We start from the raw sequence: 21,302 nt of genomic DNA, 5'->3' as shown, positions 1-21,302 counted from the left end.
ACCATCTGGACAAGGTGTTTGCTCCCAAAAAGAAATGGACAAACCGAGGTTAATCTCGATTTGTCCATTTAGTGCCCAGAACCGGACTCTAATATATAATTAAATTTATTATATCAAGCTGAATTACCAACTGCTTGCACCCGGTATTGCTTTATAAAGTTTGATGGAGAAAGGCCTTTCACCTCCTTAAAGTGCTTATTGAAGTTGGAAATATTATTATATCCACTGCTATAGCATGCTTCCGATACGTTGTGCGTACCTCCAATAAGTAACCTGGTTGCGTGACTGATCCGGATTTCCTTAACAACATCAACAAACGTTTTATTAGTCTGCTGCTTAAAAAAGCGGCAAAATCCGGAGGCTGACAAAGGGATAATTGCCGCCACTTCTTGTAGTGTAATATCGTTTTTGAAATTTTTATAGATGTAATCAAACACACGTTTGATCTTTTGCACGTCCTTAGATGTTTTCACAGGGTTGAAGTAAGGGGAGGACAATACCTGGCTGTTCTTTGAACGCGTTAGCGTATGTAACAAATGTATCATACAGACTACCCTGCCAAGCCCCGTTTCATGCAGCATTTGTTGAAGAATTAACCTTGCCTGGACAACTGTACTTCCTGAAAATATAATGCCCCTTGCCGCCTTGTCGAACAAGTCATTCAGTTCTTTGCTTTCCGGTTTTTCAAGCAGTTCCCTGCCCAGGAAATCCGGGAAAAACTGCACGATATATGCCTTCGGTAACTGTGTGAGGTCTTGCACCTGATGATATTGCCAGCAGTGTGGCAGATAGCTACCCAGCAATACCAGTTCGGGGCCTTCAAAATTACTTATATGATCCCCGATAAATCTCTTTCCACAGCAATTTTCCTGCAATATTATTTTAAAATTGGCGTGATATTTAAATGTATTATACTTCTTCATCTCCAGCACTTCTGTCCGTATAACGAAAGATTGATCTGCCGGGGATATGAAATTTTCGTACAAATGCTTCATTGGCTGAAAATATATTTCTCACCTCCTTGCTAAATCAAATTCAAATCTGCCTTCATATAGCCCAATGTATAAGCCATACCTGCATACCATGGGGCATCACAGCTCATTTGAGGAGTATGGTCGGGGATAAATACACCATCAAATTTTTTCTCTTTAAATATTTTCAAAATCCGTATCAAATCAATGTCTCCTTCATTAATGCTAATATTGGCAAATGGCTTAATCAAGGGAAATAAAAGGACATAACCTCCCGCCGCTTTTACAAAATTCCGTCTTTTCATGGCCGATTTCAGTGTGAAGCCAAAACTAGTTTCAATTGGACAACACTCCTACAAGTCCATAATCCATTACATAAACTATTTTATCGATTTTCGCTTAAAACATACAAATATGGTTAATGTAGATAAAAAGAAAGGACCATCAGAAATGGAAGGACTTTATTGCCAGCGAGGAGCTTGGAGGGGTGCAGCTTTTTGCCAGCGGCAGGAGCGAAATTACCAGGTCTTACAACATCAAGGGCATTCCGCGTTTCATGGTATTTGATAAAAAAGGGAATATTGTATCCACCGACGCTCCCCGGCCTTCCAGCAAAGAACTGAAGCTGCTGTTGGAAAGCGAAGTGAAAAAATAGTAACGTCAAGCACCAACCATTAACCCAAAGGCCGCCTTGCGCGGCCTTTTTTCGTATTGCAAATGGTGGTGTTATTTATTTTTAATACTAATAAATTAATTAGGTAGTTGATGAAACGCTTCCCTAAAATAAACAGGGACGCCCTATCAGCGTCCCTGCACCCGAAAGATGTGGTCAAATCGATCTGTCGGAATATTATTGTAAAGGATCGAAATCTCCTCCCCAGTTATTGTTTTGTTTTAATAACGGGTTCCTGTCCAAGATAGTTTTAGGAATAGCGTAGATATAGTACTGATCTTTAATAGCGATGTTAGCCGCATCTGTTGTGATAACGGTGGAAGTGAACCTGTTCCATACTGTGCTGATATCCGACAGGGGGCTTACATCAGGCTGGCCGGCCTTCAATAAAACGGCAATACCGTGGCGTTGAGGCAAGGCTCTCAGGTAGTCAAACATTTTCCATCTGCGTAAATCATTCATACGTTTTCCTTCAAAACAAAACTCAACAAAACGCTCCTTCAGGACAGCTGTCCGGACATCAGGCTGTGTCGCTGCTGTAATGCCATAATTGCCAGATATGCCTGGTAAAACGCCTGCACGGGCCCTGATCTGTTTTAATACATCCAGCGCAGCCGCGGTGTTACCTGTTTCGTTAGCGCATTCTGCATAGTTCATTAATACTTCTGCATAGCGTATTTCGATCCAGTCCACCGCCGCATTATAGACAGTGCCTTTATCGATTGTTTTATCAATTGCTTTTATGCGGTAGAAGCTGGAATTAGACCAGAGCGGGTCTTGTGTTACAGCGTTATGTGCACCTTCAAGACCGGTAACGCCGCTATAATTGGTTATGCTGGTGAAATATGTCCACAGGTAAGTTTTATCATCACGCATTCCCTTTAAATACTGATTGGGAGATCCGTTGTAATAAATGTTGGCATAGAAGCGGTCATCCCTGTTTGAAAACAAAGTATCATAGCTTCTTGTCTGGGATTCCCAGGAGGAGCCATCTTTCATAGGGAAAGCGTTCACCAGTTCCAGGGAAGGACGGTCTTTTCCCACCTCGTCTTTAGACCAGTTCAGGGGCATCAGACCGCCCTGGAAATAGACGGCCTGCGGATAGTTGTACCGACGCACCATTACTACTTCCTTGTTTAACTCGTCATCCCATATTTTGTTGTAAGGGCTGTACAGTCCTTTGCCGCGGCCATCTAAAAATTCTTTGGCTGCTTTAGTGGCATCGAATGCCTTCTGCCACGAAGCAATACCTCCCAATCCATTGAACAGGGGGCTTGCATAGAACATCAGTACTCTTCCTTTGAAAGCCAGGGCCACGCCTTTATCCACTCTTCCGAGATCACTATCAGTGAAAGCATCAGGTAATAAGGCGATGGCGTTATCTATGTCTTTTAAGATCTGTGTCACACATTCAGATGTTTTATTGCGTGGCTTCTGCAGTGTTGTCAGATCTGTGGTGGGAGACTGTGCTTCCAGTATCAAAGGCACGCCACCATAATTGCTTACCAGGTCATGATAGGCCCATGCCCTCCAGAATAATGCCTGTCCTTTGATCTTATCTTTGTCTGCCTGGCTGAAAGTAGCTTTATCAATATTGCCCAGCAGGATATTGATGGTGCGTATGCTGTTATAGGTCTTAAAGTTGTCCCACGAGTCAATGGTAGCTGTTCCCCTAAGCCATTCACTGGTTTGTTTCTGATAAGGGACCCCTTCATCTGTTTCATTACCGCTGCCACTTGTATTGCCTGGCATCAGGGCAAAGTAGATCTGGTTTAAATACGCCGTCGACATATTTACATCCGACCATACCTGGTCAGGGCCGACAGCAGAAAGGTTCGTTTTATCAAGTACCTTATTGCAACCCATCATTAAGAAGGGAATGGAAAAGGTGAGTATGGCTATATTTAATTTGTTCTTCATTTTTTTGGCTTTTGGTTTAAACACGGCTGTTACAATCTGACATCAATTCCCACAGTAAATGTTTTTGAGGTGGGATAACTCATGAACCCTAATATTTCAGGATCATACATCTTGAACTTTGTTATGTTAAAGAGGTTTGAACCCGCCACGAAAACCCTCACATCCTGCATTGACAGCCTGTTTAATATTGCATCAGGAAGCTTGTAATTAATGTTCAGGTATTTCATCCGTAAGAATCCTCCGTTATAGACATTGAAAGTAGAAGTCCATTGGTAGCCTGCTGAGTGCGGATTTCCACCTGGATACAATTTTGGAGTGGAGCCATTCGGATTATCAGTGCTCCAGGAATCAGCATGGTATACCGGCACTTTGCCACCGCCGCCAAAGCCTTTACCCCAGGGATCATTATACTCTATTTTATATCCTGTAAGACCGGAGAACAATGCATCTACCGTAAAGCCTTTATAAGACATGGAGATATTCAGTCCATAAGAAATGGGAGCATTGTCTGCGCCGAAATAGTTGCCCAGCACCATCTGATCGTAGCTGTCTACTTTATTATCCGGTTTTCCATCGGGGCCGCTGAGATCAGCGAGTAACATATCTCCAACAGCAGGCGCTACTCCGTTGATGGTATAGCCGGCTGGTAATTTACTCAGATCACTTTCTGAGCGTATAATGCCTAAAGCCTGGTAGCCATATTTGTAGGCCAGCGTTTTCCCGTTGGGGTTGGCATAATCCTGGGCATTGGCCGCCACATCTTTCTTTATGACCTTGTTAGTGGCATAGGTGAACACGCCTTTTACGTTATAGCTGAAATTTTTGCCGATGTTGTTATTATAACCTAGTTCAATTTCAATACCATGGGAATTTACTTTTCCATAATTTTCCGGAGGCAGGGTAGCGCCAAATTCAATCGGGATGGCTAAAACGCGGCTGCCTAATATATCATAGGACTGACGTTTCCAGTAATCGAAGCTGAACCGGATATTTTTAAATATCGTAGCGTCCACCCCTATGCCGGTGGAATTTGATTTTTCCCAGGTGAGGCCACTGTTAGAGAGACCTCCATAATCCAGGCGCGGTGCGGGAGTGCCGGTGGCGCCGAGATAATAACTGCCGTCCTTGATAATATATTGCTCCATCCATCTCCATCTGCTGTTAGGATCGTCTTTATCAAGAATATCATTACCTGTAGTGGCGTAGGACCCTCTCAGCTTTAAGAAATCAACCACCTGACCAATTTTAGATAAGCTGAAGAAGTTTTCCCTTGAAACAACCCAGCCTGCAGATACAGAAGGGAACCAACCCCAACGCCTATCCGGTGCGAAGTTGGTAGAACCGTCTCTCCTGACAGATGCGCTGAAAAGGTATTTGGCATCATAATCATAATTGATCCTTCCTATATAGGATAACCTGCCGATCTGGCCTTCCCCGCCTTTCGTAGACCAATCAGCATTGTTGGCGCTGGTATACAAAAACTGGTCTGTTGCTATGAGCGGAAAATTATACCGCATCAGTTCCAGGTTATTGGTGAACCCTTCAAACTGTTCATAAACAAGCAGGGCGCCCACCGTGTGTTTTCCGAATGACCTATCGTAATTGATCTGTGTGTTCAGCTGATAATTGTTGGACCTGTCGTAGATGTTTCCTAAATAAGGAGTGCCAGGATCGCCGCTCATGACAGTGCCGACCAGTGAATCTGTGTAGATCAGGCCATTGGGGCCTGTTTTCTTGAAGTTATACAGTTGTTGTTTTTTGGCAAATGTTTTTACATAGCCGTTGTCAAAGTTCTTACTGTAAGTACCTTTTACGCTCAGCCCCTCTACAAATGGAATTTTGTACTCTGCTGTAACGAGGGCATCTATCTGCTGATTGTCTTTTCGCCAGTAACCGCCATTCCTCATCATTTCTATAGGGTTGCCCAGCCATCCGGGGTTATTCGGTTTGCCGTTGATATAAGGCGATGCAAATACATCCCAGTACAACAGCTTGCCCCAGAGGTTATTCAGATCGTCGGACTCATAGTCATAGGTAAAGTTGAAGCGGCTGCGGGTGCCGTTACTGGTGGACATGTTTAAGCCCAGTGTGAGGTTTTTCACCAGGTTGGCCTGTACATTACCACGCAGGTTGTATTTGGCATAGTTTACCTGTGGAAGGAACCCGTTTTCTCTGACATAAGATCCGCCAATATATCCCCTGATTTTTTCATTACCGCCGGAAACGCTGATGGCATAGCGCTGGCTGGAAGGGTTGGAGTAAGCGGCTTTGTAGTAATTGTCGCCGTTAGGATTGTTTTTCAGTACCCAGTTGATTTCTTCATCGCTGATGCCTCCGTTAACCGCCTTGGTTAAATTCAAAGCATCCTTTACCGGCATGTATTGCGGCAGCGCACCCACGCGTTGCGTGTTGTAGGTAGCATTAAAATTGGGGAAGAACGGGAGCCATAGATCGCCGCTGAAGATGCATCTTTTAAAACGGTGATGTCTGCTACTTCATTAGGGTCTAATGCATCAAAGCTCGTTTTATCCCTTACGATACCGTCAATCACATATAAGGGCTCAGTAGCGCTTTTACTGAATGAAGAGAGCGCGCGTACTTTGACTTTGGAGCCTATGCCAGGGGTACCGGTCCCGGAACTGATGAAAACCCCGGACATACGTCCCGCCAATGTATTGGACAAATTGGTGGCCGGAATCAGCTGTATATCCTTCGCATTCATGGAGGATACCGCAGACGTCATTTTAGTACGTTTCTGCGTACCATAACCCACCACTACGACATCTGTTAATTCAGTGGTGGCAGGACGCAGTTTAATGGTCAGCTGGGAAGTGCCGGCCATGGCGAATGCAACCTGAAAGCCTGTCATCGTGACTTTCAGCCGGCTGCCGGCAGGGACATTTAGTTCAAACCGCCCTTCCGGGCTGGTAATTGTCCCATTTTTTATATTGTCATCCTGGCTGACTGTAGCGCCGGGCAGTGACGTTCCGGTAGAATCTGTGACAATGCCCCTGACATTGATTTTGTTCTGGGCATAAGTTCGCGTTGCGTGCAGGACAATACACAGTAGTGCGATCGTCCATAGTAACGATTTAGATTGGTTCATAAAGGAAATTATAATAGGTGACTAGTTCGTGGAATGCTCATTCATTGTTCATATTCATTACCCAAGTACCCGACCTCTCCAAAGCTGATATAAAGTTTGTTCTAAGTCAACCGGTATACAACCTTTAATTTGATCATTACAAATGGTATTTTTGCCGTGGGAATTGCTTACTTAACGACTAAATTCTACCTGGTAAAATCCCGAATATTTCTTTTATCTGCACCGGATAACAAAAAACCTTGCGATACCATTGCAATTTTTTTTTGTTTCTTTATTTTTACTAGCTTTAATCCTATTCAGTTTATACAAATGCAAGAACAATGAACAATTTGTTGTCTGAAGAAGATTTACGCGAATTGTTAGCCCAGGGTAGTCAGGATGCCTTCAAGGAACTATATAACAGATACTGGAAGAAGATATATAAGATAGCACTCACTTACTTGAAACAGTCCCAGGAAGCGGAGGATATTGTACAAAATATTTTCATCAAACTATGGCTAAAGCGCAGTGCGCTTAAAACGGTGCAGTGTATGGACAGTTACCTCCGGGTGGTCACCTGTAATGAAGTGATTTCTTATATGCGCAAACATCAGCTCCCACAGATTCCCTTGGACCCCAACCTGGAACTCAGTGCCGACGATAGTCTTCTGCCTCATACTGTAACTATATCCCGCGAATCAGCCGCACTTATCTCCAAAGCGATAGAAAAACTACCCCCTCAGCGTCGCCATATTTTCAAGTTAAGCAGAGAACAGGGGCTTTCCTATGATCAGATTGCATCCCGCACCGGCATAGTCCGGGAAACAGTTAAAAAGCATATTGTCCGTGCATTAGTGTCTATCCGTCAATACCTTGAAGTCAATAAATAGCCTACTCTCTTCACCTTCCTACATTTTTTTTCCTCAACATGTCCCCTATCTCTTTTCTTTTGCGTCTTTTAATGTAGAAGGCCGATGATTATATCAGTATATGGAACAACAGCAAGTATTTAAGCAATTACTGGACAAGTATTTAGCAGGCAATATCAATGCAGCAGAAAGAGAGCAGTTGGGAGCTTTACTGGCTTCCGATGAGCATTGGAATAACCTGAAAGCGCTCATTGATGAAGACTGGGAACAATTACCTGCGGAAACGGATGTTGTGGACCCACTGGGACAATCTATGTATGAAAGGATTCAGGAACAGGCATTTGCCGGTAAACATATACTCCAGCCGGTATATGTATCTAAAAGAAAATGGTGGGTTGCAGCATCGGTAGCTGCATTGATAACGGTATCGGCTACACTGTATTATTTCAATACCAAATCCGGCCATCGGCAAAGCGAAACCGCACGAGTGCAGCAGAACGATGTTGGCCCCGGAGGTGATAAAGCAATATTAACGCTGGCAAACGGAGAAAAGATAATGCTTGATTCCGGCAGGCAGGGAGTCATCGTAAGTCAGTCTGGCCTTACCATTCAGAAGAATGGTGCCGGGCAAATTGAATATCACGTTTCCGCCAGACAAAATACTCCCGTGGAATTTAATACGATCACCACTCCGCCAGGCGGGCAGTTTCTGATAGTATTACCGGATGGGTCCAGGGTTTGGCTCAACTCCTGTTCATCCTTGCATTTCCCTACTGATTTCAGAGAATTGCAACGTGATGTAGACCTGCAGGGAGAAGCCTATTTTGAAGTAGCAGAAAATGCCCATCACCCCTTTCATGTGACCGTCAACAATAAAATAAATATCAAGGTACTGGGAACGCGATTCAATGTGATGGCCTATCCTGATGAAGAAAACATACGCACTACGCTGCTACAGGGCGCTGTCCAACTTTGGAATGATAATAAGCCGCTTCTTCTTAAACCAGGAGAAGAGGGGCGATATAACCGAAATCAATCAACCCTGGTGGCTATAGCCGCCAATGAAGAAGAAGCGCTGGCCTGGAAAAACGGATACTTTAGTTTCGAACATGCCGACCTCAAAAGCATCATCCGTCAGCTGGCACGGTGGTATGACCTTGAAATCGTTTATGAAGGCCCCGTACCCGAAAAACGCTTTGCAGGTATGATCCCCCGCAATGGCGCATTATCCGGCACTTTAAACGTACTGAGAGGAATGGGCGTAGATAGCCGCCTGAATGGAAAGAAACTTGTGATTATGCCAAAAGACTAAATCATTTTTTAAGACAGACCGCGAAAACTATCATTCACGTTATTGATTCACCAAAATTAACTACGCATGTAGATAATATCAACGATGCTATCCTAAAAAAAGACCAGTAATGCGCTCACATTACTGGTCCGGGTCAAGTATTAAACAGACTTGTTTACAGCTATTTATTTTAACTCAACCATACAAATGTATGCAAAAAAACAACATTTGCAGCTGGTATTCCTATACCTGTGACCATAGGTTCAAAATATTACTTTTAATGAAGTGGACTGCTATTTTTATATTGGCTGTCAGTCTGCATGTAAGTGCCACGGGATATTCCCAACAGATATCCCTGACAGTTAAGAATGTTCCCCTGAAGAAAGTATTTAACGAGATCAGGAAACAAACCGGCTACTACCTGGTTTGTGATGAATCTCTCCTGGACCAGGTAGGTCCAGTAACTTTCAGCATTACCAACAGCACGATAGACGGTGTATTACAAAAGTGCTTTTCCGGTATTCCGTTCAGCTATTCATTAGTCGAAAAAACCCTCATCATCAAACAAAGAGATGAACAGGTACGCAAACCAGACACTACCCACCTGGTAACCGGGCGTATCAGCGATGACAGGAATCAACCGCTCATCGGTGCCAGCATCAAGCTGAAAGGCACTACCATCGGCACCACCACAGATCAGAACGGCCTTTTCTCCATTGTGCTCAAAGAACCCTCAGGTTTTCTCGAAATCAGTTTCATTGGCTTTGAATCCAAGACAGTAGCGGTATATGCTACTGATAAAGGAATAAACCTGAAACTGAACCGCGATAGCCGCCAGATAGGTGAGGTAACCGTCGTTACCGCACTTGGTCTCGGTAAAAGAGTTTCTAACCTTACCTATGCTACACAGCAGCTGGGTACACAAGAACTTAATACAGTAAAAAGTACTAATGTGCTTAATAGCCTCAGTGGAAAAGTTTCCGGTGTACAAATCAACCGAACTTCCGGTGGTGCCGGTGGTTCCGTGCGTATTGTTATCAGAGGTGACAAATCTACCCGCAACAGCCAGCCACTCTATGTGATAGACGGGTTACCCCTCATCAACCCAACCGGTGGCGCCAGTGCGGAATGGTATAACGCTACAGCCGATGGCGGTGATATACTCAGTACCATTAACCCAGAAGATATAGAGAGCATCAACATCCTTAAAGGACCCTCAGCGTCCTCACTTTACGGTAGTCAAGGTAGTAATGGGGTTATACTCATTACGACGAAAAAAGCGAAAGCGGGTATTTCTAAAGTCGATTTAGTTAGCAGCATGACTTTCGATCAGGCCTATAAATTCCCGAAAGAACAATTCAGCTACAGCCAAACGACACCTGCTACTGCCACCACACCGGGGAGTGAAGACAGCTGGGGCTCCAAAGGAGTTGCCACACCAACTTCCAATTATATGAGGCATTTCTTCCAGACAGGAATGACCTGGATCAACAGTGCAGGCATGACCTGGGGCAATGACAAAACATCCAACTACCTCTCATACTCTAATACAGATAACAAGGGGATAGTAGAGGCAACTATAACTACTACCAGAATACATTCCAACGTAATACCTATGCCACCACTCAATCCACCCTTGCACCAGATAACGGATTGTTGAATGTGAACAGGACCAATAGCCAGACATTGTACAGCGACTTCGTATTACAAGCCAACAAGAACCTGAATACTGACCTGGCACTGAGCGTAACATTGGGTAGTTCTATCCAGGACCAGAAAGGCGCGACCACCAACGTACGCGGAGCACTGGCCGTTCCTAATGTATTCATGGAATCTGCGATTGACTGGAGCAATATTTCCAGGGCAGTAAATCAGAATACAGCCGTTCGCCGTCAGATACAATCCGTTTTGGGTGCAGTGGAATTAGGATACAAGGATAAAGTATTCATCAACCTGACCGACAGGAATGACTGGTCTTCTACCCTTGCCTATACACCTACCGCCCACAGGGGATTCAATTACTACTCAGGAGGCATAAGCGCCGTGCTGAGCAGGATATTCAATCTTCCTGACCTGGTTGATTATGCAAAGGTCCGTGTATCCTATGCCGTAGTCGGTAATGATATTGATCCATTCAGAACCCGTCCGCTGTATACCTTCAATGCAGGTATTTCCACTCCGCCAACAAGTACCCCGATACGTGTGGCCGGGTACTATCTGCAGCCGGAAAAGAACAAATCACTGGAGCTCGGGACACAATGGAGCATGCTGAAAAATCGGCTGTCACTGGACGTAACAGTGTATAAATCCAATATCACCAACCAATTCTTTCAAGACATTACCGTAGCGCCAGGCCTTGGCGCCGGTACCGCTGCAGACGTAAACGGAGGTAATATCCAGAATACCGGTGTTGAAGCGGCCATAACTTTCAACGTAGTTAAAACACATGCTGTTAGCTGGAGTACTACCATCAACTATTCCTATAACCAAAATAAAGTCATTGAGCTCTTCAACCCTTCTATCGTAGCCACCCCCTCCGCCGATCAGAAGTATGCGCTGAGCGGTGGCTCCGGATTCCTGGTACAAGGAGGTTCATTCGGCGACATTTATGGCCGCGGATTTAAGAGAGATGCAGCCGGCCATATCGTAGTCGGTTCCGACAACATGCCGCTCTCCGTAAACAATATTTACCTGGGCAATCCCAACCCCAAATCCATCATTGGCTGGAGCCACAGTATAAATATCCGTGATGTCACTATTGGCTTCCTGCTGGATGGTAAGTTTGGCGGTAAAGTACTCAGCATTACAGAAGCATTGATGGACCAGATGGGCGTTAGCAAAAGAACAGGTGACGCCCGCGATAACGGCGGCAAGGTAACCATTCCGGACGCCGTAGATGAAAGTGGCAAATCAGTAACAGCCACAGTGGATGCAAAAGATTACTATAAAGCAATTGGCGGCAAAACTCCCATTGCGGAAGCGTATATGTATGATGCCACCGCTATCCGCCTGAGAGAATTTTCCATATCATATACCTTGAAACTGAATAAACTGGTGAAACAGATCCACTTCAGCGCTATCGGTAATAATCTCTTCTTCCTGTATAATAAGGCGCCGTTTGATCCTGAACAGGTAGCTGCCGTTAACCCTGGCGGTGTCGGGGTAGATGTATTTGGCCTGCCAACCTACCGCAGCCTCGGTTTCAGCCTTAAAGCCACACTGTAACAGTGTTAGACGCGATGAATGATCTTTTGTTTTTTCTAAAAATGAACTAATATGAAAACCCACTTTTATAAAAGCTGTTACGCGATAATAACATCCATGCTGTTCTCAGCCTGTACTAAAAATTTTGAGTCATTGAACACTAATCCTGCAGGGATCACAGAAGATGTATTCAAAGCCGATTTCAAGCAGATTATCCTGCCGTTGCAGAATGCACAGAAAGCTATTCAGAGCTCAGGCAGTTACCAGGTACAGCAAAATCTAAATGCTGATATCTACAGCGGTTTTATGATGTCCCCCACTCCATTTAACGGCGGCATTAATAACACCAACTACTTCATGATGGACGGCTGGAATACCGTTATCCTGGACGTTGCCTACAACAATGTACTGCAGGTCCTCAGCGATTATTCGAAACTAACGACTACCTATGAAGGCGTTGATTTTGCCTTTACAAATGCTATGGCTAAAACCATTAAGGTATTAGCGCTGCATCGGACTTCAGATATCTTCGGGCCTGTTATCTACACAAAATTTGGTAAGGCCAATGCAGATCTCTCTGTAGATTATGATTCACAGAAAGATGCCTATATGGCTTTCTTCGCAGACCTTGATGATGCAGTCAGCTTACTAAAACCCTTTACTACAGGATCAAAGAAAGTATTAGCTGCTTTTACCAAAGCGGATATCATTTATGGCGGTAATGCCGTCAACTGGTTAAAGCTGGTAAACACCCTGCGTCTGCGTTTGGCGATCAGGATTAATAATGTAGATGCTGCTACTGCAAGAATACAAGGTGAAAAGGCACTGGCGCCCGCAAATGGCGGGCTTATCACTGACAACTCCGCCAATGCACTGCTAGATTTTGGGATGCGTCATCCAATAAGTGAAATTATTGGATGGGACGATATCCGTATAGGTGCGCCGCTTGTCAGTTTCCTGACCGGTTATAACGATCCCCGCCTGCCCCATATGGCCGCTCGTGCTACTGATCCTGCGGTAGCAGGAAAATATATCGGCATCAGAAATGGTGTGGCCATTGATGATAAATCCCGGTATTCAGGGTATTCCATCCCATTAGCCAAAGCAGCTTCCGGTGATTATTTCGATCCTAAAGATGGAAAGGCAAAACTGGCCTCCGCAGCAGAAACCTATTTTCTGATGGCAGAAGCAGCCCTCAATGGCTGGGCCAATGCCGGAAATGAAGCAGATAACTATAACAAAGGCATCGCTGCCTCTTTTGAAGAGTGGGCTGCCGGATCATCTGCTGGATACGCAAACGACAATACCTCTACAGCAGCTCCCTATGTTGATCCTAAAGCCCAGGTGGCCGGTAACAACGATGTTCCTGTAAAAGATTCCAACCTTAGCACCATTACCATTAAGTGGGATGATGCAGCTCCTCCTGAACAACAATTAGAACGTATCATTACGCAAAAATGGATCGCCATCTATCCTGACGGACAAGAGGCCTGGACGGAATTCAGAAGAACCGGTTATCCAAAATTGTTCCCCGTTGTTGTAAACAACAGCGGAGGCCTGATCAAAAAATTTATCCGCAGGCTGCCAATTCCGGGTAAGTACCAATCGAACAACAAGCCGGGTTACGACAGAGCCGTACAAACACTCAACGGACCAGACAACGGTGAAACAAGGTTGTGGTGGGACAGTAAGAAGTAATCTCATTTTGCACCTTTATTTATTCATCATAAAACCTCCTCATTATGAAAATTCAGCATTCTGTAGCAACACTATCAATGATATTATTGGTAGGGCTTAGCGCTTGTACAAAAAATGAGAGCAAGATTGATCCTGTTAGCAGCAAAGCCACAGTTGAAACAAGCCCGCGTGCGCTGCCTCCTGCCGGCAGAAACAAAGTAGCCTATTATACTTTCGATGCTACGCCGGTCAATCAGAGTTACAAGTCCCTTGTCAACTTCACCGACCAGGCCAATATCGTGATTGTATTTGAAGGTACACTATGGGAACTGGCAGATACCGTAAATTATAACACCGGATGGATGGTAAACAGCATCTATAAGTCAAAAAAACAGATATTAGCCGACATCCAGGCACTACGCGCCCGGGGTGTTAAGGTATTGATGAACGTAGATGATGCTGCCTCATGGAGTACAAGTACCCCATTTACTACCTATAACGGTACGCCATATACGTATACCCAGTTTGCCTCGTTTATTAATAATTGCGTAAATAAGGTTGGGCTTGACGGTATATCCCTGGATGTTGAACATGGCGCTTATGATAATTCAAATTATCGCAACATGATCAAAGAACTGGGTAAATATTTTGGTCCGTTATCTTCAGCCAGCGGCTCCAAAATCTATACCGGCGCCGTATACTCCGGTGGTGAACCCGGACCTGCTTTCAGGGACCCGGCCCTCACTAATTACATGAACTTTATAATGGACATGGCTTACTTCAGCGACAACAACTCCCGTTTCAATTACTGGGCTGCTACATTGGGCAATGCCAAAGTAATGGATGGTATGTCGCATGACTATAACAACCAATCTTCCGCCATTAGCCACGCGCAGTGGCATCCTTCACCAGACAAAGCAGGTGTCATGATTTATGCCGGCAATGTAAATAAAGCCTACACAGATGCTATTCTTGGCGCATTTTAACAACTACGTCCTATCTACCAGCGCATAACCAGAGACCCTTTATATATATTGAGGGTGACGCGAGGATATCCTATTAGTGGGGTGTCATTTGAGGTGTCAAATTTGTGTCGTAAAAAACGATACTTGACTAAATAAAAAAGGCTTGTAAGCATCAACTTACAAGCCTTTTAATTTAAGTGCCCAGAACTGGATTCGAACCAGCACACCCTTGCAGGCGCTGCGACCTGAACACAGTGCGTCTACCAATTTCGCCATCTGGGCAACTGATATTGTGATCAGGGAGCGCAAAGATAAGCACTCATTTTAATTCTCCAAACAAAAAGTCAATTTTTTTTCAAACTAACGGGAAAGGATATACTAATAATTGTGGATAAAACTGAAGGAGGTAACGCTGAAAGCCACGCCCCCTTTGGCTACAAGGTATAGATCGTGTATACCTTCCGCATGACGCAGGTTGCCGGTCAACTTCAGCGCATAAGTACTATCGCCGGTATAAGGAATATCAAGGGTGCCAATAACTTTGCCTTTGGGCTTGTCTATACGGAACTCCAGCTTAGAGCCGCTCTTTTTATGTTCACAGGCTACTTCCACCCGGAAACCAATTTCGCCCATACTAAGATTTACTTGTGCAAACGCCAGGTAACTCCCCTCCTTCATCTGGAACTCCGTTGCGCGGTTTCCTTTTTTAGCCGTCGGCGCCGCCGTCTGTCCACTGACAGTCAACTGCACGAAGGCAAAAACCAGAAACAACAACAGCCTCATAGGTTAGGATAGGTTTATCGTTTAACACAACGGGAACATTTCCCGCCCTGAAAAATAATGAAAAACTTAAAATTAAGGAATTATGTAATATTATATCATAATGAACACATAAAATAATATCAGTGGAAAAAAATAGTACATTTGTACTAATGGTAGACACAAAAGAGAAAATACGGAAAGCGGCCCTCAAATTGTTCAACGAACAGGGCATCGATGCCATCACCATACGGCATATCGCCAAAGAACTGGACATCAGCCACGGCAACCTCCAGTACCACTACAAAAACACCAACGATATCATCCTCGTGCTCTTCAATGAGCTCAACGATGGCTTCTCCCGCGTTTTTACACAAGGAGAAAACATCGGGCAGGTGACACTGGAACACTTCCGGCAGTGGGTGGAAATACTCATGGAACATATCTGGCAATACCGCTTCATCTTCCTCCACTTCGTGGAAGTGACCCGCCGCGTACCGGAAGTCAAAACACTCTACAACAGCTGGGACAAAGCCCGCGAAGAACAATTCCTCCTCCTGTTCAACACCCTCATCAAAGAAGGCATCTTCCGCGATGACATTCCTCCCTATATCTGGAAAAACCTCATCACCCAGCAATATATCATGGCCGACTTTGCCCTGTCGCACAATGAAATAAAAATGCAGCTCAAAGGCAAAAAAGCCGTCCAGTACTACGGTGAGGTGCTGTTCAACCAGTTCTACCCCTACCTTACGGCTAAAGGAAGACAACAGGCTGACAAACATCAGGGCATAAACTGACCCCTGTCATTTTTCAGGTGCGCGTTTCATCGCATTTTTGCATTGTAAACGCAGGGGCAACATTACCCATCGCGGATTGTTCAACACCAGAAAAAACAGGAGGACATTATGGAACAAGCATTGATCAACTTAAGCCAGTACACCGGCACCCCGGCAGTTACCATCCTGCTGTCTACTCACCGCACCTTCCCCGACAATAAACAGGACAGCATCCACCTCAAAAACCTTATCGCAGAGGTGGAAAAAGAGCTATATGAACAGTTCGACAAACGGATCGTATGGCCTGTACTCGATAAAATAAAAGAAACCGAAAAGTCCATCAATCACGACTATAACCTGGATACGCTGGTCATCTTCGCCAGTGCGGATTTCCTCCTGGTGAAACGCCTGCCCATCGTCACTACCGACCGGTACGTAATCGGCGACCGCTTCGAGATCCGCCCCCTGCTCAAAGCCGTCCAGCAAAGTGAGCACTATTATATCATCTCCGTTTCCCGTCAGAAAATACGGCTGCTGGAAGCTTTCAATGATAAAATAGTACAAGAGGTGAAAAATGAGGATTTCCCGTATCTCAATCATTATTACACCACCGATCCCATGCGCCTGCAACAGGACCTGGTCGTGGACAACCTCCTGAAAGAGTTCTTTAACACGGCGGATAAACGATTTAAAAAATATTATGAAGAGAATCCGCTGCCGGTGATTATACTGGGAGAGGAAAGAAACCTCGTCTTTTACCAGGAAATAATGGACATCAAGGGACTGGTAGTGGGTACCCATCACGGTAGCTTTGACGACACTTCCGACCCGGAAATCGCAAAAGTGACTTTCCCGGTCATTCAACAATACATTGCCGGGAAACAGGATACCGCCATGCAGGCCATCAACGCAGCACAATCTGCACAACGCCTGCTGGTAGACCTGAACGATATCTATACCGCCGCAGAAAACGGGCAGGCAGATACGCTCTATATCGAGCAGACCTACCTTCCTACCGGCCACATCGACAAAGGCATCATCAGTCTGGGTAACGGCAACGGCTCTACGGACGTAACGCTGCCGGTCATCGACACCGTGCTGCATAAAGGCGGGAACGTGGTATTTCTCGACGAAAACGCCCTGGACAACTACCAGGGCATTGCTTTGGTTACAAGATTTTAATCATACGACAACGACAACAACAGGAAAAGCCGCACTGGTGTTTACCAGCGTGGCTTATTATTTTGTCATGAAACCATCGGATTATTTAAGCGTCGCCAGCCGGGCGTAAATCTCCATCATACCCGCCTGTCCCAGTAACTCCTTCTCCGGCCGTTTTCCCAGCATATTGCTACCAGCGTCCCGGTCTTCCTCCCATACCTTGTCGGCGTAAGTCTGCATGGCATCTACGTACCGCTTGTCCTTGTCCTCCCGGTAAAGGGCCAGGTACCCTCGCAACAGCACGGCATTGAACCAATACGAGGAATGAAACCGGCCATCCCGGTAGAACCGCTGTAGCGTACCCGCTGCTATCTGCTGCGCTTCTTCCAGGTACTCTGGCTGCCGCGTGATACGGTACAGCTTCACATTCGCTTCCAGCATGGTACCACTGTTATAGGTATAGGTAGCAGAATCGATACGGTTGTTCTCCAATGGCTTGAGCGCATCCCAGAATACGCCACTGGCATTCCGCAAATGTTCGTTCGTCCAATGATACAGCAGCAAAGCGGTGTCAAGGTATGTTTTCTTATGCGTGGCTTCGTACAACTGCAAAGCCAGCAGTATACCCGGACCATTGGAGCAAGTGTTTTTAGTTGTCTTATCACCTTCTTTCCAATACAAGCCTCCTCCACTCACGGTATCGAAGCCGGTCATCATAAACCGGTAAATTTCCGCGCCTTTATCGAGGTAAGTCCGCTGTCGGGTGCGGGCAAAAGCATCGAGGTAAGCGATGCCTATCCACTGGTTATCATCGTAGTAACGGTCTTCCCGCCTTTCCTTTACCACATACGACGCATATCCCGGCGCAGGCGGAACCGGGTCATAATACTGATCAATGGCTTTCACTACCGGCTTCAGATAAACTTTTCCGGGATTCAGCCCCTCCATTTCATTGGCAGCTTGTACCAACGCACAAAGCCCCCACAGGTCGGCATGGGGATTATGGTTCTTAGCCGGGTCGCTGGTCTGGATGTAAAGACCGGTACGCGGTTCATACAGGTGTTTGTCAACCGCCGCCTGTAGCAGGCCGGCACGTTGTGCATTGTGCTGGGCAAACAGGGTGGCGACCATGAGTATATACGCCACCGTTAGCCATACTGTACGGTACATAAGCATTATTTTATAAGCCTATCATATTGTTGTTCGCAGAAGGGCAGCAGCCGGTCATAAAAATACCGGAACAAATAGGCGAAGACCTCTTATCATCATAACGGGAAATGCTCGTTTGCCATTCACTAACGCTGGACATACGGACGCTGCTTCTATTTTGCAGAACAATAATAACCAATAGGACCTACAAATGCAACAAGGCTTTTACCTGCTGTAGTTGCCGGGTAGTAACGCATGTTTTATCATAGGCCAGGTAAATGGTCTGAGAGGATGTTTCAGCGTCTGTCCAGAGCTGTTTCAGTTCTTTTCTGCGCAGATAGTCTTTCACGAGATAGTCCGACACGATGGCGACACCGGTGCCGGCCGCCAGCGCTTTCAGGATAGCGTCGTAGTCTGGTATCACAAAACGGGGCTTTATCTGCGGGCGCTTATGGAAATTCTCCTGCCAGAAACGGCGTACAGGTGGGATATCACTGCTGTAGGCATACCAGGTTTGGTCGTATAGCCAGGCTTCCGCCGCTGCGTTGTCTTTTTTCCGGACCGCCTTCCGGAAGGCAGTATCATCCAGTCCGGCGTTGCCCACCAATACAAACCGCTCTTCCAGCACCGGGTCATATACGATGTTTTTCTCCTGGCCGCAGACGGTCGTCAGCGTAAAATACATATCCTTTCTGATCACCTTTTCCAGCAAGGCTTTAGGGTCGCCAAATTCGAAAATGAAATTCGCGTCCGACTGACTGATACGCGGTGCTATGACTGCCTGAAAAAATTCTTTCGACGCCCCCACACAGGTAAGCGGCACCTCCCACGCACTGGTATTGCGGAAGTCCAGCTCCACTTTTTCCAGTTTCTCTACCGCATCAATGACTTCCGTATACAGCAGTTTGCCATAATCAGTGGGCACCATGCGGCGCGGCTGTCTTTCAAACAAAGGATGACAGATATAAGCCTCCAGCCCAGCCAGGTGCTGGCTTACGTTAGGCTGTGATATCAGTAATTCCTGTGCAGCGCCGGTAAGCGTGCCTGTCTGATAAATAGCCTTAAAAGTGCGGAACCATTCAAAATTTATCATGCCTCTAAATTATAAATTTATTTATAGACTGATATAATTTATACTATTTTATTTATACATCAAACGACCCCATCTTTGCAATACCAAAGACAAAAAATAACAAACGAACCATCATGAAAAGTATACTTACTGTCATTGCCGCGCTGGCAATGGCCCTTACAGCCTATGCCCAGCCAGGACTGGACGCCCAAAGAACTTCCCGCATTGACGACGTGATCAATCGCCATATAGCAGCCGGACATATTCCCGGCGCCACCGCCCTGATTATCCGCCACGGGCAGGTTGTTTACAATAAAGCTTTCGGTTATGCCGATGTGGCGTCCCGCAGAACCATGCAGACAGACAACATCTTCCGCATCGCTTCACAAACCAAGGCCATTACCAGTCTGGGTGCGATGATACTCTGGGAAGAAGGCAAGTTCCAGCTGGATGATCCGGTATCTAAATTCATCCCGGCCTTCAAAAACCCGCGGGTAAAGGTTTTCTTTAATCCAAAAGACAGCAGCTATACCACGCGGCCGGCTACACGCGAAATCACGGTGCGTGACCTGCTCCGTCACACCTCCGGTATCGCTTACGCTGCCGTGTTCAGTGATCCGCAGATGCAGGCTATCTATGCCAAAGCAGGTGTGCCCAGCGGCATCGGCACCATGGCTTCTGACCTGAAAACTAAAATCGCCCTGCTCGCGCAGCAGCCACTGATGCATGATCCCGGACAAGCCTTTACCTACGGCCTCAACACCGACGTATTGGGTTATCTCATAGAATTATGGAGCGGGCAACGGTTGGACGTATTCCTGCAACAGCGCGTATTTACGCCGCTGGACATGCAGGACACGTATTTCCATCTGCCGGCAGACAAACAAAAGAAATTAGTCACCCTCTACGAAGAAGCAGATGGGAAAATGCAGCCGGTCAATCATCCTATCTATGAAGGCGTAGACCCGCTGTTTCCCAACCATGAGGGCACTTACCTCTCCGGCGGCGCCGGCCTGGTGTCCACCGCCGCTGATTATGCCAAATTCCTGACGCTCTTCCTGCAAAACGGAAAGTACATCAACAAAAACGACAACATCAGCAAAACTATTATCAGTCCCGCTACAGTAGCCCTCATGCTGACCAACCAGCTGGACAAAGGCGTGCGTCCTTCTCCCCTGCCTGCACAACCGGAGCCTTTCCGCTTCAGCCTTGGCTTCGCAGTGGAGACAAAAGCCAATGATCACCTGATGCCTTACAGCATTGGCACCTTCAGCTGGGGCGGCGCTTTTAACACCCACTACTGGGCCGACCCGAAACAGGACCTGATTGGCATCATCTTTACACAAGAGTATTTATCACCTTACTGGAGCATTGGCGATGAGTTTAAAGTAGCCGTGTATCAGGCGCTGGAAGATTAGATATATTATGCAAACAAAAGGGATCGGTATGATGATATCGATCCCTTTTGTTTGCATAATACATATGATCCCAGGGCTGAAGCCCTGGGCTATGATGTTGTTCAAATCCATTCAGGGGTTGGGGTGCTAAGTGATGATATAGGGTTGATGTTGGTAAGTGCGGAAACGAGGTTACGGAATCACTGCGACAGGACGATATGAACTGAAGCCCGCAATACCGATTACGAACAACGATGTGGATTAAGACCAATGCTAATGCCAATAATTGTGAGAGCAAGACTGCGAAACAGCCTGAATAACAATTGTAGC

At 45.9% G+C, this 21,302-nt stretch carries 17 protein-coding genes and 1 tRNA gene; 9 read left to right on the top strand and 9 right to left on the bottom strand.

Annotated elements, in window-relative coordinates; all coding sequences use genetic code 11:
- Positions 1-113 precede the first annotated feature (113 nt).
- From HHL17_RS16340 to HHL17_RS16320, 5 genes are all read right to left on the bottom strand, one after another.
- On the bottom strand, positions 114-995 hold the full coding sequence (locus HHL17_RS16340) for an AraC family transcriptional regulator (protein WP_169225748.1): 882 nt from the start codon (positions 993-995) through the stop codon (positions 114-116).
- A 29-nt stretch (positions 996-1,024) separates the two neighbouring features.
- Positions 1,025-1,276 (bottom strand): hypothetical protein, encoded by a 252-nt coding sequence (locus tag HHL17_RS16335; protein ID WP_169225747.1) that lies wholly within the window; start codon positions 1,274-1,276, stop codon positions 1,025-1,027.
- A 545-nt stretch (positions 1,277-1,821) separates the two neighbouring features.
- A complete protein-coding gene (locus tag HHL17_RS16330; RefSeq protein WP_169225746.1) occupies positions 1,822-3,564 on the bottom strand; it encodes a RagB/SusD family nutrient uptake outer membrane protein in 1,743 nt (580 codons plus the stop codon).
- A 29-nt stretch (positions 3,565-3,593) separates the two neighbouring features.
- Entirely contained in the window at positions 3,594-5,924 is a 2,331-nt protein-coding gene (locus HHL17_RS16325; RefSeq protein ID WP_169225745.1) for a SusC/RagA family TonB-linked outer membrane protein, read from the bottom strand.
- Positions 5,925-5,932: 8 nt separating this feature from the next.
- Complete coding sequence (locus HHL17_RS16320) at positions 5,933-6,670, bottom strand: TonB-dependent receptor plug domain-containing protein (protein WP_169225744.1); 738 nt, start codon at positions 6,668-6,670, stop codon at positions 5,933-5,935.
- 320 nt (positions 6,671-6,990) lie between these two features.
- On the opposite strand from HHL17_RS16320, the gene HHL17_RS16315 reads away from it, so the two are divergent.
- The 6 genes from HHL17_RS16315 (at position 6,991) to HHL17_RS16290 (ending at position 14,676) form a co-directional block, all read left to right on the top strand.
- Positions 6,991-7,539: an RNA polymerase sigma factor gene (locus HHL17_RS16315; RefSeq protein ID WP_169225743.1), complete on the top strand. Its 549-nt coding sequence runs from the start codon at positions 6,991-6,993 to the stop codon at positions 7,537-7,539.
- 100 nt (positions 7,540-7,639) lie between these two features.
- Positions 7,640-8,830 carry a FecR family protein gene (locus tag HHL17_RS16310; protein ID WP_169225742.1) on the top strand — a complete coding sequence of 397 codons (1,191 nt, stop codon included), beginning with the start codon at positions 7,640-7,642 and terminating at the stop codon, positions 8,828-8,830.
- Positions 8,831-9,089: 259 nt separating this feature from the next.
- A complete protein-coding gene (locus HHL17_RS16305; RefSeq protein WP_169225741.1) occupies positions 9,090-10,469 on the top strand; it encodes a TonB-dependent receptor plug domain-containing protein in 1,380 nt (459 codons plus the stop codon).
- 2 nt (positions 10,470-10,471) lie between these two features.
- Positions 10,472-12,034 (top strand): hypothetical protein, encoded by a 1,563-nt coding sequence (locus HHL17_RS16300; RefSeq protein ID WP_394353268.1) that lies wholly within the window; start codon positions 10,472-10,474, stop codon positions 12,032-12,034.
- A gap of 132 nt (positions 12,035-12,166) precedes the next feature.
- Positions 12,167-13,711 carry a SusD/RagB family nutrient-binding outer membrane lipoprotein gene (locus tag HHL17_RS16295; RefSeq protein WP_240975416.1) on the top strand — a complete coding sequence of 515 codons (1,545 nt, stop codon included), beginning with the start codon at positions 12,167-12,169 and terminating at the stop codon, positions 13,709-13,711.
- Between the two features lie 44 nt (positions 13,712-13,755).
- Positions 13,756-14,676 (top strand): EndoS/ChiA family endoglycosidase, encoded by a 921-nt coding sequence (locus tag HHL17_RS16290; protein ID WP_169225739.1) that lies wholly within the window; start codon positions 13,756-13,758, stop codon positions 14,674-14,676.
- 177 nt (positions 14,677-14,853) lie between these two features.
- Here HHL17_RS16290 and HHL17_RS16285 read toward each other — a convergent pair.
- Positions 14,854-14,937, bottom strand: a tRNA-Leu gene (locus HHL17_RS16285).
- Positions 14,938-15,033: 96 nt separating this feature from the next.
- A complete protein-coding gene (locus HHL17_RS16280) occupies positions 15,034-15,438 on the bottom strand; it encodes a carbohydrate-binding protein (RefSeq protein WP_169225738.1) in 405 nt (134 codons plus the stop codon).
- Positions 15,439-15,587: 149 nt separating this feature from the next.
- On the opposite strand from HHL17_RS16280, the gene HHL17_RS16275 reads away from it, so the two are divergent.
- Complete coding sequence (locus tag HHL17_RS16275; RefSeq protein WP_169225737.1) at positions 15,588-16,214, top strand: TetR/AcrR family transcriptional regulator; 627 nt, start codon at positions 15,588-15,590, stop codon at positions 16,212-16,214.
- A 108-nt stretch (positions 16,215-16,322) separates the two neighbouring features.
- Positions 16,323-17,375: a baeRF3 domain-containing protein gene (locus HHL17_RS16270; RefSeq protein WP_169225736.1), complete on the top strand. Its 1,053-nt coding sequence runs from the start codon at positions 16,323-16,325 to the stop codon at positions 17,373-17,375.
- Positions 17,376-17,456: 81 nt separating this feature from the next.
- Here HHL17_RS16270 and HHL17_RS16265 read toward each other — a convergent pair whose 3' ends face one another.
- Both HHL17_RS16265 and HHL17_RS16260 read right to left on the bottom strand, forming a co-directional pair.
- Entirely contained in the window at positions 17,457-18,524 is a 1,068-nt protein-coding gene (locus tag HHL17_RS16265) for a glycoside hydrolase family 76 protein (protein WP_206156002.1), read from the bottom strand.
- Positions 18,525-18,708: 184 nt separating this feature from the next.
- Positions 18,709-19,596: a LysR family transcriptional regulator gene (locus tag HHL17_RS16260; protein WP_169225735.1), complete on the bottom strand. Its 888-nt coding sequence runs from the start codon at positions 19,594-19,596 to the stop codon at positions 18,709-18,711.
- 113 nt (positions 19,597-19,709) lie between these two features.
- Here HHL17_RS16260 and HHL17_RS16255 point away from each other — a divergent pair, with 113 nt between their 5' ends.
- Entirely contained in the window at positions 19,710-20,993 is a 1,284-nt protein-coding gene (locus tag HHL17_RS16255) for a serine hydrolase domain-containing protein (RefSeq protein WP_169225734.1), read from the top strand.
- Positions 20,994-21,302 lie beyond the last annotated feature (309 nt).

Source organism: Chitinophaga fulva (genome assembly GCF_012927205.1).
Lineage (GTDB): Bacteria > Bacteroidota > Bacteroidia > Chitinophagales > Chitinophagaceae > Chitinophaga > Chitinophaga fulva.
Note: the sequence above shows the minus strand (reverse complement) of the source record. Positions and strands in the feature narration are given on the sequence as shown.

Excerpts from the sequence above, each read along its gene's own strand:
- HHL17_RS16340 (WP_169225748.1), bottom strand. The coding sequence starts at position 995 with ATGAAGCATTTGTACGAAAATTTCATATCCCCGGCAGATCAATCTTTC.
- HHL17_RS16335 (WP_169225747.1), bottom strand. The coding sequence starts at position 1,276 with ATGAAAAGACGGAATTTTGTAAAAGCGGCGGGAGGTTATGTCCTTTTA.
- HHL17_RS16330 (WP_169225746.1), bottom strand. The coding sequence starts at position 3,564 with ATGAAGAACAAATTAAATATAGCCATACTCACCTTTTCCATTCCCTTC.
- HHL17_RS16320 (WP_169225744.1), bottom strand. The coding sequence starts at position 6,670 with ATGAACCAATCTAAATCGTTACTATGGACGATCGCACTACTGTGTATT.
- HHL17_RS16315 (WP_169225743.1), top strand. The coding sequence starts at position 6,991 with ATGAACAATTTGTTGTCTGAAGAAGATTTACGCGAATTGTTAGCCCAG.
- HHL17_RS16310 (WP_169225742.1), top strand. The coding sequence starts at position 7,640 with ATGGAACAACAGCAAGTATTTAAGCAATTACTGGACAAGTATTTAGCA.
- HHL17_RS16305 (WP_169225741.1), top strand. The coding sequence starts at position 9,090 with ATGAAGTGGACTGCTATTTTTATATTGGCTGTCAGTCTGCATGTAAGT.
- HHL17_RS16290 (WP_169225739.1), top strand. The coding sequence starts at position 13,756 with ATGAAAATTCAGCATTCTGTAGCAACACTATCAATGATATTATTGGTA.
- HHL17_RS16280 (WP_169225738.1), bottom strand. The coding sequence starts at position 15,438 with ATGAGGCTGTTGTTGTTTCTGGTTTTTGCCTTCGTGCAGTTGACTGTC.
- HHL17_RS16275 (WP_169225737.1), top strand. The coding sequence starts at position 15,588 with ATGGTAGACACAAAAGAGAAAATACGGAAAGCGGCCCTCAAATTGTTC.
- HHL17_RS16270 (WP_169225736.1), top strand. The coding sequence starts at position 16,323 with ATGGAACAAGCATTGATCAACTTAAGCCAGTACACCGGCACCCCGGCA.
- HHL17_RS16265 (WP_206156002.1), bottom strand. The coding sequence starts at position 18,524 with ATGTACCGTACAGTATGGCTAACGGTGGCGTATATACTCATGGTCGCC.
- HHL17_RS16260 (WP_169225735.1), bottom strand. The coding sequence starts at position 19,596 with ATGATAAATTTTGAATGGTTCCGCACTTTTAAGGCTATTTATCAGACA.
- HHL17_RS16255 (WP_169225734.1), top strand. The coding sequence starts at position 19,710 with ATGAAAAGTATACTTACTGTCATTGCCGCGCTGGCAATGGCCCTTACA.